Annotated in this window: 19 protein-coding genes and 1 pseudogene; 8 read left to right on the top strand and 12 right to left on the bottom strand. The window is 36.3% G+C overall.

The window, feature by feature from the left end:
- Positions 1-48 precede the first annotated feature (48 nt).
- Positions 49-1392, top strand: a complete 1344-nt coding sequence (gene brnQ / locus AC6F34_RS14335) for a branched-chain amino acid transport system II carrier protein (RefSeq protein ID WP_500773303.1) — start codon at positions 49-51, stop codon at positions 1390-1392.
- 292 nt (positions 1393-1684) lie between these two features.
- On the opposite strand, the gene ezrA is transcribed toward brnQ, so the two are convergent.
- Positions 1685-3364: a septation ring formation regulator EzrA gene (ezrA, locus tag AC6F34_RS14330; protein ID WP_500773301.1), complete on the bottom strand. Its 1680-nt coding sequence runs from the start codon at positions 3362-3364 to the stop codon at positions 1685-1687.
- Between the two features lie 189 nt (positions 3365-3553).
- Here ezrA and hisJ point away from each other — a divergent pair, with 189 nt between their 5' ends.
- A complete protein-coding gene (gene hisJ, locus AC6F34_RS14325) occupies positions 3554-4354 on the top strand; it encodes a histidinol-phosphatase HisJ (RefSeq protein WP_500773299.1) in 801 nt (266 codons plus the stop codon).
- Here the strand turns inward: hisJ and refZ are convergent.
- Complete coding sequence (gene refZ, locus AC6F34_RS14320; protein ID WP_500773297.1) at positions 4341-4967, bottom strand: forespore capture DNA-binding protein RefZ; 627 nt, start codon at positions 4965-4967, stop codon at positions 4341-4343. The two genes, hisJ and refZ, sit on opposite strands and share 14 nt — an antisense overlap.
- A 179-nt stretch (positions 4968-5146) precedes the next feature.
- Here refZ and AC6F34_RS14315 point away from each other — a divergent pair, with 179 nt between their 5' ends.
- A complete protein-coding gene (locus AC6F34_RS14315) occupies positions 5147-5626 on the top strand; it encodes a GAF domain-containing protein (protein ID WP_500773295.1) in 480 nt (159 codons plus the stop codon).
- A gap of 48 nt (positions 5627-5674) precedes the next feature.
- On the opposite strand, the gene megL is transcribed toward AC6F34_RS14315, so the two are convergent.
- Positions 5675-6853: a methionine gamma-lyase gene (megL, locus tag AC6F34_RS14310; RefSeq protein WP_500773293.1), complete on the bottom strand. Its 1179-nt coding sequence runs from the start codon at positions 6851-6853 to the stop codon at positions 5675-5677.
- Positions 6854-7140: 287 nt separating this feature from the next.
- Positions 7141-9009 (bottom strand): sensor domain-containing diguanylate cyclase, encoded by a 1869-nt coding sequence (locus AC6F34_RS14305; RefSeq protein WP_500773291.1) that lies wholly within the window; start codon positions 9007-9009, stop codon positions 7141-7143.
- Positions 9010-9436: 427 nt separating this feature from the next.
- Between AC6F34_RS14305 and rpsD the strand changes: the two genes are divergently transcribed.
- The gene (gene rpsD, locus AC6F34_RS14300; RefSeq protein ID WP_500773289.1) at positions 9437-10039 is read left to right on the top strand and encodes a 30S ribosomal protein S4; all 603 of its coding nucleotides are present in this window, start codon (positions 9437-9439) and stop codon (positions 10037-10039) included.
- Positions 10040-10206: 167 nt separating this feature from the next.
- Here rpsD and AC6F34_RS14295 read toward each other — a convergent pair whose 3' ends face one another.
- The 4 genes from AC6F34_RS14295 to AC6F34_RS14280 all read right to left on the bottom strand — a co-directional run bounded on the left by AC6F34_RS14295 (position 10207) and on the right by AC6F34_RS14280 (position 12578).
- Positions 10207-10839 (bottom strand): replication-relaxation family protein, encoded by a 633-nt coding sequence (locus tag AC6F34_RS14295; protein ID WP_500773288.1) that lies wholly within the window; start codon positions 10837-10839, stop codon positions 10207-10209.
- A gap of 154 nt (positions 10840-10993) precedes the next feature.
- A complete protein-coding gene (locus AC6F34_RS14290) occupies positions 10994-12118 on the bottom strand; it encodes an FtsK/SpoIIIE domain-containing protein (protein ID WP_500773286.1) in 1125 nt (374 codons plus the stop codon).
- A gap of 2 nt (positions 12119-12120) precedes the next feature.
- Positions 12121-12384, bottom strand: coding sequence for a hypothetical protein (locus AC6F34_RS14285; RefSeq protein WP_500773284.1), 264 nt, complete (start codon positions 12382-12384; stop codon positions 12121-12123).
- Between the two features lie 11 nt (positions 12385-12395).
- Complete coding sequence (locus AC6F34_RS14280) at positions 12396-12578, bottom strand: hypothetical protein (protein ID WP_500773282.1); 183 nt, start codon at positions 12576-12578, stop codon at positions 12396-12398.
- Positions 12579-12735: 157 nt separating this feature from the next.
- On the opposite strand from AC6F34_RS14280, the gene AC6F34_RS14275 reads away from it, so the two are divergent.
- Both AC6F34_RS14275 and AC6F34_RS14270 read left to right on the top strand, forming a co-directional pair.
- A complete protein-coding gene (locus tag AC6F34_RS14275) occupies positions 12736-12933 on the top strand; it encodes a helix-turn-helix transcriptional regulator (RefSeq protein WP_500773280.1) in 198 nt (65 codons plus the stop codon).
- A gap of 1 nt (position 12934) precedes the next feature.
- Positions 12935-13537: a hypothetical protein gene (locus AC6F34_RS14270; RefSeq protein WP_500773278.1), complete on the top strand. Its 603-nt coding sequence runs from the start codon at positions 12935-12937 to the stop codon at positions 13535-13537.
- Between the two features lie 15 nt (positions 13538-13552).
- Here AC6F34_RS14270 and AC6F34_RS14265 read toward each other — a convergent pair whose 3' ends face one another.
- Positions 13553-13774, bottom strand: a complete 222-nt coding sequence (locus AC6F34_RS14265; RefSeq protein ID WP_500773276.1) for a LexA family protein — start codon at positions 13772-13774, stop codon at positions 13553-13555.
- Positions 13767-13991, bottom strand: a complete 225-nt coding sequence (locus tag AC6F34_RS14260; RefSeq protein WP_500773274.1) for a hypothetical protein — start codon at positions 13989-13991, stop codon at positions 13767-13769. The genes AC6F34_RS14265 and AC6F34_RS14260 overlap by 8 nt, the downstream gene beginning before the upstream one ends.
- 100 nt (positions 13992-14091) lie before the next feature.
- On the opposite strand from AC6F34_RS14260, the gene AC6F34_RS14255 reads away from it, so the two are divergent.
- Both AC6F34_RS14255 and AC6F34_RS14250 read left to right on the top strand, forming a co-directional pair.
- On the top strand, positions 14092-14421 hold the full coding sequence (locus tag AC6F34_RS14255; protein WP_500773272.1) for a YolD-like family protein: 330 nt from the start codon (positions 14092-14094) through the stop codon (positions 14419-14421).
- The gene (locus AC6F34_RS14250) at positions 14421-14780 is read left to right on the top strand and encodes a YhjD family protein (protein WP_500773270.1); all 360 of its coding nucleotides are present in this window, start codon (positions 14421-14423) and stop codon (positions 14778-14780) included. Before AC6F34_RS14255 ends, AC6F34_RS14250 begins: the two co-directional genes overlap by 1 nt.
- Positions 14781-15022: 242 nt before the next feature.
- Here AC6F34_RS14250 and AC6F34_RS14245 read toward each other — a convergent pair.
- Positions 15023-15514, bottom strand: a pseudogene (locus AC6F34_RS14245) (peptidoglycan recognition protein family protein); the annotation flags it as partial.
- 46 nt (positions 15515-15560) lie between these two features.
- A partial coding sequence (locus tag AC6F34_RS14240; protein ID WP_500773550.1) for a phage holin occupies positions 15561-15692 on the bottom strand: 132 nt, incomplete at its 5' end.

The following is a 15692-nucleotide window of genomic DNA, read 5'->3' as shown; positions in this document are numbered from 1 at the left end:
AAATTTCGAACTGCCTTTAACAGAGAGTCATATCTAGGGGGTATATATATGTCAACTCAATCATTAACTGGTAAACAGACATTAGCTGTTGGTTTACTATTATTTGCTTTATTCTTCGGGGCAGGAAATATGATTTTTCCTCCATTCCTCGGACAAGAAGCTGGAACAAGTGTATGGATCGCTATGATTGGTTTCTTAATTACTGGGGTTGGACTCCCTCTTGTCGCAATTATCGCCATTGCAAAAGCAGGAGATGTTCAAACAATGGCTAGTAGAGTACACCCATTATACGGCATTATTTTTACAGTCGTAATGTATTTAGTTATTGGGCCATTATTTGCAATTCCAAGAACAGCTACGGTTTCTTTTGAAATTGGGGTTATTCCGTTCTTATCTGAAACCGCTTCCAATAGTTTCTTACCATTGGCAATTTTCTCAATACTCTTTTTTGTTGTTGTCACTTGGTTAGCAATGAATCCATCAAAACTCATTGATTCTATTGGTAAAATCTTAACACCTATTTTCTTAGCCATCCTAGGTGCAATTGTCGTTAAGGCATTTATTACACCAATTGGCTCAGCACAAGCTCCTGTAGGTGCATACGAAAATAAAGCATTCTTTACTGGATTCATTGAAGGATACTTAACAATGGATACAATTGCCGCGTTAGTTTTCGGAATTATTATTATTGGATCGATTAAAGGTCTAGGTGTAACAGATTCTAAGAGTATAATGAAAGCATGTATTTCATCAGGAATTGTTGCTGCAGTAGGATTAGGTGTTGTATATTTAGCCCTATCTTATATCGGATCTACTGCTCCTGACGGAATTGGATACCAACAAAACGGTGGTGCCATTCTTTCAAATGCTGCCATGTATTTATACGGAAACTTAGGAAGTGCGATTCTTGCTGCCGCGATTATTCTTGCATGTTTAACGACAGCAGTCGGACTAGTATCTGCATGTGCTGGTTATTTCAATAAGTTGATGCCACAGTTCTCATATAAAACACTTGTTGTTGTCTTTGCTATTTTCAGTACACTAATTTCTAATATTGGGTTAACTCAATTGATTAATTTCTCAATCCCAGCGTTAGTGTTCATTTATCCTTTAGCTATTGTGTTAATCGTATTAAGTTTCTTCGATAGCAAATTTAAAGGATCTTCACTTGTTTATATCTTTGCTCTCATACCAACAGGAATGATTGGCTTACTTGATGGATTAGCAACTGCAGGCATTAATGTTGATACAGCGTTCAATGCTCTTTCATTCTTGCCGTTAATTGAAGAAGGTGTTGGCTGGTTAGTTCCTGCAATAATTGGTGCAATTATTGGATATTTAGTTGCACATTTCACTGGATCATCAGAAGATACAGTGGCAGAAACAAATTAAATATATAAAAATTGATGATAAAATGTTAATAACTCTGCTTTATCAGGCTTTAAAAGTCTGATAATTCCATTAAAATAATTGTTGCATCAATGGTGATGTAGCAACCATTTTTCCGCCAAGAAATTTCTGATTTTTTAAAACCGTATAATTAAAGGCACGAAATAGGCTGAAGACAATGTCTTCAGCCTATTTCAATGTTATCAATTCCACTTTAATAGAAAAAGAAACCTTTTCTCTATAATGTGAGAAAAGGTTAGCTAGTGCTATACAAATACAATTAATGAATAATCCTTTATAGGAGCTCTTCAATTTTCTTTAAGGCACCTGGTTCCACTTCCTCAATCGAGGTTGCTGCCTGTTCAAGTGCAACTTTATATTGATAGCGTCGAAAAGATTCCTCAGCCTTCAGTAAGCCTTCCTGTATGGATGTATAGGAGCTTCGGTACCGATTCCCATACTGAATAACTTTTTCAACTAGCTGAATCGTTTCAATCATATCCTCAGTATATTCCACCGCTTTATCAACAGTTAATACCGCTACTTCCATATGTTTATGAATGGCTGGAATGCTTAATGGCTTTTCCTCTAGTCGTTCAGAAACATTCCGGATACTTTCTGTTGCTTCTTCAATTAATAACTGAAATTCCTCTGGTACTCCAGGGACATTGCTCTTTTGAACAAGTCGAATTGTTTCTGTTACTTTCTTCCTTAAATCAATGACTTGTTCACGAGCGGACATCTCATCTTTTCTTAGCATTTGTAATTTTTCCATTAGATGAATTTGTCCATCCTTCATATCTTCAATATCTACCTTTATCTCTTGAAACTCAGCATAAAGGATTGAATACGCTGAATTTCTTTCAATTAATTTATGTTCAATTACTTCAAACTTTTTTATTAGTTGAGTAAGGATTTTGTCCATTTTCTGCTGCCATTGGGCATCTGTATTTTCTACTTCATAGCTTTCAGATACAATTTTCAGCTCTTCATTTAAGCTTAAATGTTGCTTCTGACAATGGAATAAGTCTTCACTCGTTTTCTGTTTGTTTTTATGTAATTCATTTCTAGCATTTACTTCATGTTCTAACAAATCATAATTAGAGTCTAGTCTCTCTTTGACTTCATTTACGATTATCAATGCCTCGTCAACGTTTGCTTCTGAGATCGCAGTTACTAATTGTGCGTGCTTTGTTTCTAGCTCTTCAATTTCTTTCTCTAGCTGGAGATGATCCAAAACATATCCTTGAGTCGACATCTCCTTCATTCCTTCCTTAAATTCAGAGACTTGGGAAGGAATTTTACTATGAGCCTCAACAATAAGATTTGGAAGCTGCTCCATATTATGTTCAACCTCTTCTAATTTCAATTGCAGCTCTTTGACGATTTCACTCGCCTCAAGATAATTTCCTTGATCCGTTTTTTCTTCGTATTTCACAAATAATAAAGAAGCCTGTTCAATATTATCCTCAACAATGGATTCTGCTTTTCCAAATGTATGTCGATGAGCTAATAACGTCTTTTTACATAGGCGGTATTGTTCTTTGAGTTCATCTATTTCAAGGCGGCTCTTTTCCTCACTACCAATTAGTTCATTCAACTCTTCTAATAGCTTGTGGATGCGCTCTTCAATCATTTGAAGCTTTTCATGAATTCCAGCTTGAGATTCCTTCGCCTTTTTAAAGCGATATTTATCGATGTATTCTTCTGTATCAAACAAATATTCTTCAACATCAGGAAGTTCCGAAGTAACAATCTCATCCCATTCACTTCTCCATTGCTCAAAAAGCTCCTCTGTTTGACCAGTCATATTCAATTTTTTTACTTTAGCCATTTCATCCAATACTGGGCGATTGACAATATCCATCTTCCAATTTTCTAAACGATCCATTTCATTGTATAGCTTTTTTCTTAAGATAAAACCTGTTAGGTAGATGGCAATTAACACTAAAATCCCTATCACTATGTATATCACTATGAAAGCCCCCTGTTCAAATTGCGAGCTGAAAAATATGTTCTATATAATGTTTTTATGATACCATGTATACGACATTTTTTGACTAAATATTTCACATTTTTGAAGAAAATATTGTTTTTCATCCACCCATTCCACAAATTACATTGATATTTCACAAAAAATAGAACGAAAAGGAGCTGAATAGAATTGAAAGATGGTCATGTTCATTCGCCATACTGCCCTCACGGAACAAAAGATTCTATCGAAGCTTATATTGAAAAAGCAATTGATCTAGGATATACAGAACTGACTTTTACTGAGCATGCTCCTCTTCCAAAATCATTCTTAGATCCAACTCCAGCAAAAGATAGTGGCATGGCTTTGGAAAACCTTGAGCATTATTTAGAAGCTTGCGAAAAAGCAAAAAGAAAATACGAGAAGTATCTCCTCGTATTAACAGGTTTAGAAGTTGATTATATTGAAGGGTATGAAGCTGATACGACTTCCTTTTTAAATCAATATGGCAATCGTTTGGACGATGCAGTCTTGTCCGTACATTTTTTAAGAGTGCATGACCAGCATTATTGCATCGATTACAGTCCAGGGCAGTTTCAAACCATTGTAGAACAAGCAGGCTCGATTGAGGCGGTGTATACCCTTTATACCAATACGGTGTTAAAGTCGATCGCTTCACAGCTTGGACCCTTTAAACCAAAAAGAATCGGTCATATTTCACTCGCTAAGAAATTCCAAAAAAGATTTCCTCCTCCTCCTCTATTCGATGAGCAGTTATTAACCATTCTATATGAGCTAGGAGATAAAAAATATGAGCTTGATTATAATGGAGCAGGTCTTAATAAACCGTTATGCAAAGAAACATACCCCCCTCTTCCTATAGTGGAGAAGGCTATTGAATTAAACATACCGATTATTTATGGATCAGATGCTCATCAGGTAAAAGAGCTAGGTCAAGGGATTCAACAAATGCACTCAGTTATACGAGTGTAACAAGTGAACGATTTTCAAGGAAGATTGATTGTTCCATCCACCTTTCAAGTTCCTCGATATATTTTTTTGTGAAGTAGATTTCCTTAACATTTAAATGCAGTACTTCAGATAAGTATTGTGCGTTTAAATAAGGCATATTTAATAGACTTTTCAGTTGCACAAAAACGATATTGGATGATAGCTTTCTGAACTCAAAGCTCGCTATTCCATATTCAAAGATTTTATTGAAATAGTATTTTTCCTTCATTAAATAAGTGGACATTATTTCACGTACAAACTGTGAATCTAATGATATCTCTCGTAGGATAAGTCTTGTTAAAAGCACATGCTCAGTCTGAAAGTACATAATATTGCGGATAACCATTTGCAACGATTTTTGCGCGCTTTCTTCTAACAAATTAAAGCCTAATTCTATTTCATGTAAATAATTCTCAAAATATGTGATCACGCAATGTTCAAGGAGACCATCTTTGCTTCCAAAATAATAGGAAATATTAGCTGGGTTTACCCCTGCCTTCTGTGCAATATCGCGAATGGACGTCCCTTTAAAACCCTTTTGATTAAATAAGTAGATTGCTGCCTCAACAATCGATTCCTTCGCATTTGCCTTCATGACTTCGCCTCGCTCCCTATAGAATCTTTTTTGTAGCAAATTCTGATCATCTTGTTATAATAAATACATTCTTGTAAACGCCATTGATTCCTTTAAAAATCACTCGACAAAGTCTTAGTGATTTCACTACGGTTTGGCAAGAAAATATTTAATATACAAAGAAGGCTGGGTGAAGGTTGATGTTTCATGTCGAATCTTATAAGGGAAATAAAGAGGAAAATTATCAATTGGTTATAAAGCAACTCGCTGCTCTTTTAGATGGAGAAAAAAATGCCATTGCGAACCTAAGCAATGCTTCTGCATTATTGAACCTTTTCTTGGATGAGGTTAATTGGGTAGGGTTTTATTTAATTGATAGTAACGAACTTGTTCTTGGACCATTCCAAGGGTTACCAGCATGTGTGCGAATTCCTCTCGGTAGAGGCGTTTGCGGTACAGCAGCAAAAGAATTACGTACGGTTCGTGTTGAAGATGTACACTCGTTTCCTGGTCATATTGCTTGTGATGCTGCATCTCAATCTGAAATTGTTGTCCCGCTTATTAAAAACGACACTTTAGTTGGCGTGTTAGACATTGATGCACCAATTAAAAACCGTTTTGATGAAATTGATGAAAAAATGCTTGAACAGTTTTGCAAAGAACTCGTTAAGCATTTATAAAAATGAAAGGGCTATGGCATCGTAACGCACATGGCCCTTTTATTATTTTTATGAAGATAATGAGTTTAATGCCTGTTCAAGGTCCTGCTTGAGATCCTCTTTTCCCTCTAGCCCTACCGATAATCTAATCAACGTATCAGTGATCCCCATTTCTTCTCGGATGTGTTTCGGAATGGTTGAATGAGTCATCGTTGCAGGATGTTGTATCAAAGTTTCAGCATCTCCTAACGATACAGCTATCTTTATTAAGCTCAATGCGTTTAAAAAAGCTTGCGCATCGGTTTTTGATCCTTTGACTATGAAACTAACTCCCCCTCCTCCTGCCTTCATTTGTTTCCTTCCAACCTCATCATCTCCTGGGTAATACACAGTATCAATTTTGGGATGCGATTTTAAAAACTCCTTTAAATAAGTCGCATTCTCTGAATGCTTATCCATGCGAATTGCCAATGTTTTCAAACCGCGATTTAGCAGCCAAGCATCAAAAGGAGCCAAGACGCCTCCTATATCCTTACGAGTGGTCATCGCCACTTCGTCAATAAATGCCTTCTTACCAACTACTAATCCAGCAATCACATCACCATGGCCTCCTATATACTTGGTTGCACTGTGTATGACAACGTCACAGCCTAAAACAAGTGGATTTTGCAAATAGGGCGAACTAAAAGTGTTGTCCACAATCACCGGAATACCAAACTCTTTGGCTACTTCTGATACCATTTGCAAATCAATCACTTTCATCGTTGGATTAATCGGCGTCTCTACATAAATGCAGCAAGTATTTTCCTTAACCATCTTTTTAAGCTGCTCATTTTGATCCATCCTACTAAATGAATAATCCACTCCATACTTTTCTTGCATTATCGATAAAAACCCGTACGTACAGCCATAAACACCTTCTGAACATAGAATATGGTCTCCAGATTTTGCTATTGCCATTAAAACAGCCGAAACCGCTGCCATTCCAGAAGAAAATGCTAACCCAGCTTCTCCTTGTTCAAGTGCAGCAATTTTATCTTCTAATATTTTCACAGTCGGGTTTCCTAAACGTGAATAAATATACCCCTGTTCTTCAAGAGCGAATCTTTTCTCGCCTTGCTCCGCTGTCTCAAACGTAAAGGTTGATGTTTGAAACAAAGGAGGTGTTAGGCTTCCATTACATTGTCGAGAATCATAGCTACTATGAATAGCTACTGTTTCAAATGATTGTTGTTTTTTTGAATGCATAAAGCGTCTCCTCCGATTTGTAAGCGTTTTCATTTAATTGTTTTTTTAAAACCATTCGTTATTAGCGTATAATATTTTCATTAAATTGGAAAGGGAAAATGAATAAAATAAATGATAATCTACGATTTTCATAATTTAGACAAAGTCTACTTCGACTTTGTCTAAATATTTATTAGGAATTATTAACTCTTAGGTAAGAACGTCAGAATATCTTGAAAACGCTTATCGAACTAAGAGAGCAGCATGGTAAAGCATGTGAGCGTTCGTCAACGCCTGAGAAGAAATTTTTACAAATCCCATCCCTTTTCATTGACGACCACTTTATTTTTCCCTGTATCTTTTGCTTCGTATAATCCATGATCTGCTCGTTTAAACAGTTCTTGATAGCTATCATCTCGACCTCGCATCCAGTAAGATAGTCCGCAGGATATACTTACACTAGGTTGCGTTTCTTCAAGGACAAGATGAGCTAATCTTGTTGCAATCGTACAACCTGTCTGGATCGAAACATTCGGTAAATAGATTGCTAATTCCTCTCCACCCCATCGTGCACCGATATCACTCGACCTAATATGACGACGAATGATTTTTGCGACCTGAATAATGACCTCATCCCCTACTTGATGTCCATACTGATCATTCACCACTTTAAAATTATCAATATCGATTAATAGAAACGTCCCTTCTTCATCCTCATTCATTGATACGATGATACGCTCTTCAAGGTACTTTCGAGAAAATAGTTTTGTCAGATGATCTGTGATGACCATTTTTTCTAACTCCTCTTTCAACATTACATTCGTTAAAGCTAGTGATGAATGATAAATCAGCGATTGTAACAATTTAAATGAATCAAATGAAAATTGATAAGCAAGTGGATGCAGAATAATCGCCACACCATAAATACCACCATTAGTCTCCATTGGAACGGCCATTAGTGATCGATATAAGGCTGGGTAGTTAGGTAGGTCGTAATCGCCTACAAATTGGGCTTCTCCCTTCTGTTTTATATCAGAAAGGACTTTTTCTATATATGGAACAGATTCACCTGAAAGAAAGAATTCTGTACTACCATCTAGCACTTTAAAATCACTTTCTTCTTCAAGTATGTATCCAACCTCTTCTGCTTGAAATGAGCGCATAATTTGTTCTGTCATATACTTCATTGTTTCAGCTAAACGAAGGTTTGAATTCAATTGATGTGATGTTTCATTGATTAATTGTAAATCATCAATGAGCTGCTTTGATTGTAAATACAATTGTGCATTTTCAAGAGCACTTCCTGCAGTCGTCGCTAAAAGTGAGATAAACTCAACCTCATCCTTTAAGAAAAGTACAGTTTCTTTTGCCATGACTTGGAGGACACCATAAATACCTTGTTTCCCTCTTAACGGAGCGTATAGAACAGAGCATTTATGAATGATTGAATCCTCTAACTGGATCTCACCAGTTAAATAAGCTTGCATAGCAGCCATGTTTTCGTTTTCAAAATCTAAGTCCTTAATAGGTAGTTCACGATTGGTATCATATCCATGGGAGAGGAGTAAAGAGTAAACAAAGTCTGGAAAAACAACCTGTAATGTATCGATGATTTCTTCTAATACAATATCCATGTTCATTGAAGAATGGAATTTTTCTGTCACCTTAAATAGCTGTTTATATCGTTTTTCTTCGCTTCCAAGAGTTCTCGTAGACATTATGTTCTTTATTAAAGATTGACACTCTATCGCAATTTGCTGTAGTTGGTGACCTTTTGCTTCTATTAACACTTTTTCAAAAGTAAAAAGTCCAATAATCTTCCCTTGATCGGCCAATAAAATTGTCGTTGTTTCTTCTGTGCAATTAAGCAAAGGGATATTCTTATACACTAAATCTTTTCCATTATGAATCGCTTGAATCGTTGCAAAAGCAAAACTTTCCCCGAAGAGATCACTTGATTGACTTCTCTCATCTTCTGCTAATACAAACTCATTTCCGTCTCCACTTAAATAAAACACCTTAAGTTGGTCCATACCCATTGCTTCTTCGATTACATTTGCCATTGCAAGCAATAAGCTCTTTAATGATTTCATATCATTTGTAAATGGAAAATCTAGCAATCCAAAAAAATCGCTTCTTACTTGTTTCACTATATTCTGTTCGTTTAAAGCAACCATTCCCATCACCTATACTTTAATTCGTCTATTTATAAGGATATAAAAATTCAATCAAGAGCACGTTTCATTAGAAATATACACAATATATATAAGCATTGAAATTTTCTATATTATATCATTTAACTAGATTTTACAGTAGATAGTTTGAAACTTTCATCACTTAAATATATAAACCTGCCTTAAAGGTTTCACAATTACTATTTGACTTTATGTATAAAAAAATTATATAATATCAGTTGTGTAAAATATTGCAGCCTATGTGAGCGCATTGATGATTTCATTTTGTTCCTCAATCATAAGTTGATGATGGTGTATTGTGTAACCCTTAGCTGCTAGGGCGAAGGTACATGAAAACAAAATGAGCATGAATGAATGGCACATCTGTTTTTATTTTACCAAAATAAAAACATTAAAGGAGGAGTCACTCATGGCTCGTTATACTGGTCCAAGCTGGAAATTATCTCGTCGGTTAGGGATTTCTTTAAGCGGAACTGGAAAAGAATTAGAAAAGCGTCCTTACGCTCCTGGACAACATGGTCCAAACCAACGCAAAAAATTATCTGAATACGGTTTACAATTACAAGAGAAGCAAAAGCTTCGTCATATGTATGGTGTAAATGAGCGCCAATTCCGTACTTTATTTGATAAAGCTGGTAAAATGCAAGGTAAGCACGGTGAAAACTTCATGATTCTTCTTGAATCACGTCTTGATAACGTAGTTTACCGCCTTGGTTTAGCGCGTACTCGTCGCCAAGCTCGTCAGCTTGTAAACCACGGTCACATCTTAGTTAATGGCAAGCGCGTTGATATTCCATCATACCGCTTAACAGCTGGTCAAACAATCACTCTTCGCGAAAAATCTCGTAACCTTGATATCGTGAAAGAAGCAATCGAAGTGAACAACTTCACTCCTGATTTCGTTGCATTTGATGCTGACAAGTTAGAAGGAACATTTACTCGCCTTCCAGAGCGTTCTGAGCTTCCAGCAGAAATTAACGAATCATTAATCGTTGAGTTCTACTCTCGTTAATAAAGTTGCTTTATTAATGAACTTAGGAAAAAGTCTAGAAACCTTGTTATATCAACAGGGACTAGGCTTTTTTTATTATTTCTGCTTTGTAGAATCAAGTATAATCAACTATTTATTTGGGGCTGAATGGGGCTTATTTGGGACTGATTATAAAGTGGACAGGCGCACTACTTAATTTCACTAAAACACATCACTTGGCTGTGTAACTTTTTATCATTCAGCCATGATTGAAACTTCTTCTTTCGTTCAATATTTGTTGTAAAGATATAGAGAATCGGTACTGATTGCTTCCTGATTTCCTTCCACAAATCAGCATAGGTATCGATTTTCTTTTTATTATCCACCATTTTACGTGTGTTATCGATCTCCACTAAATGTATATAGCCATTACGTGTAAACATCGTATCTGGTATGATCGTCTTTTTGTTGATTAGATTTAAACCTTTTATCATGATTGTGGAGGACAACTTAGGATTTGTATCAATTTCTATTGCTCTTTCACGTTGCCAATCATGAGGACATTTGAAGTAAATATACGCATCATTCATCATCAGTCTATGATCTAATTGACCAGGAGACTTAACCTCATTTGTGCTGCCAATAAGTTGTCGACCATCTTTATTTAAATAGACAATCTTTTGTTTAGATCGAATCTCGTTTAGGTATGGGGACAGTTGTTTAATCACTCGGCAAGTATGTCTGTATGTCCCCACATTTAGTATTTCCGATAATTGTTTAACACTAACCACTCCTAGTTGATCTATGAGAGCTAGTATTCTCTCTGCTCTCTCCATATTCATTTTATCTCTCTCCTTTACATTGTATCTGTCATTGTGGAGGACACTGATTATGTCATCGTGTCTCTTAGTCACTGTCATTGTCTCTTATTGATTTTTCATGGATTAAACCATGTTTTTCGATGTCATTTTAATTGGGACTATACTACGTATACCCTCACCTTTTCTCGTTTACCACAGGCGAGAGAGCCTCGTCAAAATTTTTAAACATAAACTGATCGTCAATGTATGGTACTTGTATTGTTCGATTTTTTTCGATCTTATAAATTGCCCTACCTGGTATTGATGGTAAATCCTCTGCTCCTACATCATCTAAGATCACACGACTTGATATTTGAGCTGCTGCTATAAATGATAAACGAGCGACTATATTCATTTTCACTTGCATCGGGACCGCTTCACGAGTTGGATACTGCGTGCAGAATATCAATCGATAACCTAATGCTCCACCTATCCTTGCAATCTCACTCAATGCCCCTTGGCAAAAACGAGCATACTTTTTTAGATCTCTATCTGCAATGATATCTGGTGATAACTCCGCCCCCTCATCCACAATAACGAATGTGCGCTTTTTGATTGGTGTATCAACAATGTTTGTATATCCCTGTGATCTCATGTATTGTTGCCTTTTTTTTAAGTCCTCCAGGATAAAAGCTAATGCATCCACACTCTCAAACAAATCACTTGCGACTGTCTTTACGTTTGGCACTCCTGCATACTTTCCAAACTCCATCCCTCCTTTTAAATCCAAAATATAAAACTCTACATCCTCCGGGTTGGTCATTGTTAATGAGTAGAATGTCTCCTTAATAAATACGGTTTTACCAAACCGTGTGACTCCACCAACCAACATGTGAGGATATTTATCGAAGTCGTGATAAAGCACACCATCATAATTTTTACCGATAGGGACTTCCCATTGTTGCGTGAGTAGATCATTCTTAAAGGTCCATTTATCAGGCAACTTGTTATTAAATACACTGATCTTTAGTAAACCATCAAACTCAATTTCTATGTCTTTATTTAATCCGTCTGCAAAAACTGGTTTAATTGTTTTGATAATGTCGCTTGGGATTCCCAACGGCAATGTGTACATATAAGTCGTTTTATGGTCATCCACAATCTTTTTGTATAATTGTGGATAAATCAAGTTGTCACCTTTTTTGATTGCGACTCTGCCATTGATAAATATCTCCTTGATCTTTTTCTCGTCTGACATTTTACCTTTGGGCCATATTGCGGCAGCTGCAATAATTACTGGTGGTGCAAGCCACTCTAACATCATTAGTCCCTCCTATACATATCCACGATCTTTTGTTCCAGCAAACTATACGACTCTACATCTAGTGCATCATGTCTATAGATGTGATCGAGTATGCTCTCATAATCTTCTTTGTTTTCTGCTTGATCGTAGAGTTTATTGAGGTGCTCTGAGCTGCATAAATAGGGACTGTCAAGATCGTTAAAGTCTCTCCGCTTATAATACCCCTCTTTAATCTTTGCGTCCTTATATCCATCAAATACAGCCTTGATGAGATGATTAATCAATGTAACCCCTCCTATAAAAATAGTTTTGTAAGGTGTTGCAGTAGGTAAAGCATCCCTCCATATTTAGTAACCTCTAAAGCTAACTTGATAGCAGTCTCATTTACTTTAATGCCATGTGCATCTAACAGTGTGACTATCAACAAACTCCCTCCTGCTACTCCAATCGAGACTAAACCAAACGATACCGGGTCCATTTTTGTCATCCCCTTTGTCAGTGATTGATACATTGTATGGGCGATAGACTATAAAATTGCCTGTCTGTTAAAAATTTTTTTAACTTTTATTCGTAATATTTATAACAGGAGTTAAGATATTTTTATAGAATGCTTATATCTGAGTAGGTGAGAGCATATGTTTAGTAATATTATTGGACAGTTGGCCGATAAAAAAGGAGTCAAACATAAATATCTAGCTCAAGAGTGTGGTGTAAGTGTTCAGACGTTTTCAAGTTGGGTTAACAATAAATCTCAGCCCAATCTGAAACAATCTTATATCATTGCACGTATCTTAGGTGTGCCAGTTGACGATTTAATTAAACGGGAGGATTAACATGGATATACTTTTATTTACACTTGGATCGGTATTATTTTTTATTTCACTTGCATATTTGATCTTCGGACTTATTAAGAAAAACCTAAAAATAAAAACGTTTTTTGGATTACTTGCAATTAGTTTTGCAATGTCGATCATTGCTTTAATTATTTTTGAACCTGTGGAGGACATAGCAGACGCAGAAAGTCCTGCGGAGGTAGATGCTAATGTAGAACCAGACGAAGAAGAACAAGATGGGTATAGTCGGTCTGATGCTGAGAAAAACGCAATAACACATCCTGCTGAACCAGGAGCAATGTTATACGATAAAACAGAATCTAAATTTATGGGCATGTCCTATCATTTCAAAGGCGAATATCTACAAACAGAAGAATTAGAAGCAATCGCAGGAAGTTTTTATAATGCTTTATTAGTTAAAAATGAACACGGATATGTGATGCCAATCTTTCCAATGTATGATCTCGAGATTAATGAAGGCGACATTGTGGAAGTATGGGGAACATTAACAGGAGATGGCTACACATCGGATATTGAAAATGTAGTAGGTGTATCAGGAGCTATGCATGCTATGGAGTTACATGTTAATGGAGAAAAGAAATAAAAAATAACCGTCTCATTACGAGGCGGTTTTAATTATATGCAATGTACGTGGTTGACCTTGTTTCCAGTCTACGTACCCCTTCTTCTTTAGTTGGTCTAAAAATGAACTTGCAGTAGATGCTGATTTAACACCCATCAATTTACTAATTTCTCTAATTACAGGAGGGTAATTATTTTTTTGAATATATTCTTCTATAATTTGCAAAGCTTCTTTTTGTCTTCTAGTTAGATCAAGCATAAGATACTCCTCTTTTCTTTCGTTGTTTAGAAGCAGATAAGATGTTTGCTCGTTTAAATGATCTTAGCTGTTGTTTATTTAGATCAAAAGCCATGATGCCATCCACAGTTATCTTCCTAATGATTACACTTCTATAAGTAATTTTTCCAGCCTTGTTCATGTAAATTAAATCTATTGGCAATTTATTTTCTAACGAATATTTAAACAAACAATTCATGTTATCAGCTCCTTTACCATAATTTTAAACGAACAATTGTTCGAAATCAAGTTGAAAAACGAACGAATGTTTGTATAATTATATCTAAGGAGATGGGACTATGTTACGTGACCGTGGAAAAATCAAATGGCAACCAGCGCATTTTATGCCAGAGCACCGAAAATTGTTAGATGGGATGATAAATGACCAATATAAGGTTAAAAAGCCGACACTCGATGAGCAACATCTCGAAGATATCGGAATTATTGTAATGGAGTCGTTAAACTATACTCTGCCTATTAAAGTACAGACATGGGAAGGTGGCTTCTTTACGGATCATGATGGCATAGTCGTTAAAGTAGATTACCTCATGAAATACATCGTTTTGGAGCTTAATGATGATTTAGAAATGATCAGGATTAATGACATTATAAATGTGGAGAGAGTCTAATGACACGTATACCCGAAAATGATCGTGATATTATTGAACAAGCCCTTTACTTACCTATGGTCATAACTGTTCTGGAAAAGGACCGTAAAATATTCGAGAAGGGACCATTTAAATTAAATCAGCCCTATGTAAATCTTGTGGAAGAATCCTTGAAGAAAGTTAGAAGTGACTTAGCCGATGTTCGCAATAAAATGAGATTGGGAAACATGAAGATACAAGAAGTCAACCGTGACGAATCATTTACTAGTTATTTATTTGTCTACAAAGGATATGAAGAACAACACAATTACTTTAATCCACGGCTACGTAACAAAGTTGCTGAGTTAATGGAGTATTACTTGCAGAAAAGGTATATATAGCCCCTCCCAAACGGGAAGGGCTTTTTGCTTTATAGAACTCGGCCATTTAAAACAAGATTGAGATAAGCAATCTCATCAAAAGTTAATTGTTTTGCTGCTGCTTTCTTTTCCCATTGATCCGATGAAATAATGCCTTTTGCACGTGCTTTTTTGTATGTCTCTTCTGCCTCACGCCATTGCCAATCTGCCCATTTGGGTACCATGCCACTCAACTCCTGTTCTGCTTTTTCAACTGGATTTTTTAAAGCGTTTAGTTGATCTCTAATTGCATTAACAAAGCTTGTCCATCGACCCTCATCCCTAATACGGTGAGGACAATTTTTTATAGACCAATCTCTATGCTGTTTTACACGATCTACATTCCAACCACGCTCATAAAGCAATTGGGCAATAAACTCGATGGCTAATCCCTCAGCTTGGTAATAACGTGTGCCTCCGCTTTTGGAGTAGCAAATCTCAACACCGATTGATCGTCTGTTTCCCGTCCCGTTAGTACCATCGCCACAATGCCAGCCATTTCGATTTAACGGGAGCCCTTGCACAACTTCTTTTTCATCTACAGCAAAATGGAAAGACGTTGAGCTATTGTTGTTTCTCATGTGGTTTATCTCATTGTGTGCAGTAGCATCATTAGCAGTGTTGTGTACTGTGATATATTCTGCTGTCATCGCATTAGGACATTTTAATGAGTATTTCTGTGAGTTAACAAGCATTTGCCTAACTGGTATTGTCACCTAAATCACATCCTTTTCAAAATAAAAGACCGCCCGTGTGGACGATCTAGTCTAACTTGTGCATTTCAATAACCGATTTTTGCTTTTTACCCTTGGCTGTCACATAATTATTTTTAAACCATGCCCACGATGCTGCAGTCGTAGTAAATAATGTTGCTAAAACCTCAGCCCACTCCCC

This window comes from Niallia sp. CD-39 (assembly GCF_059874745.1).
Note: the sequence above shows the minus strand (reverse complement) of the source record. Positions and strands in the feature narration are given on the sequence as shown.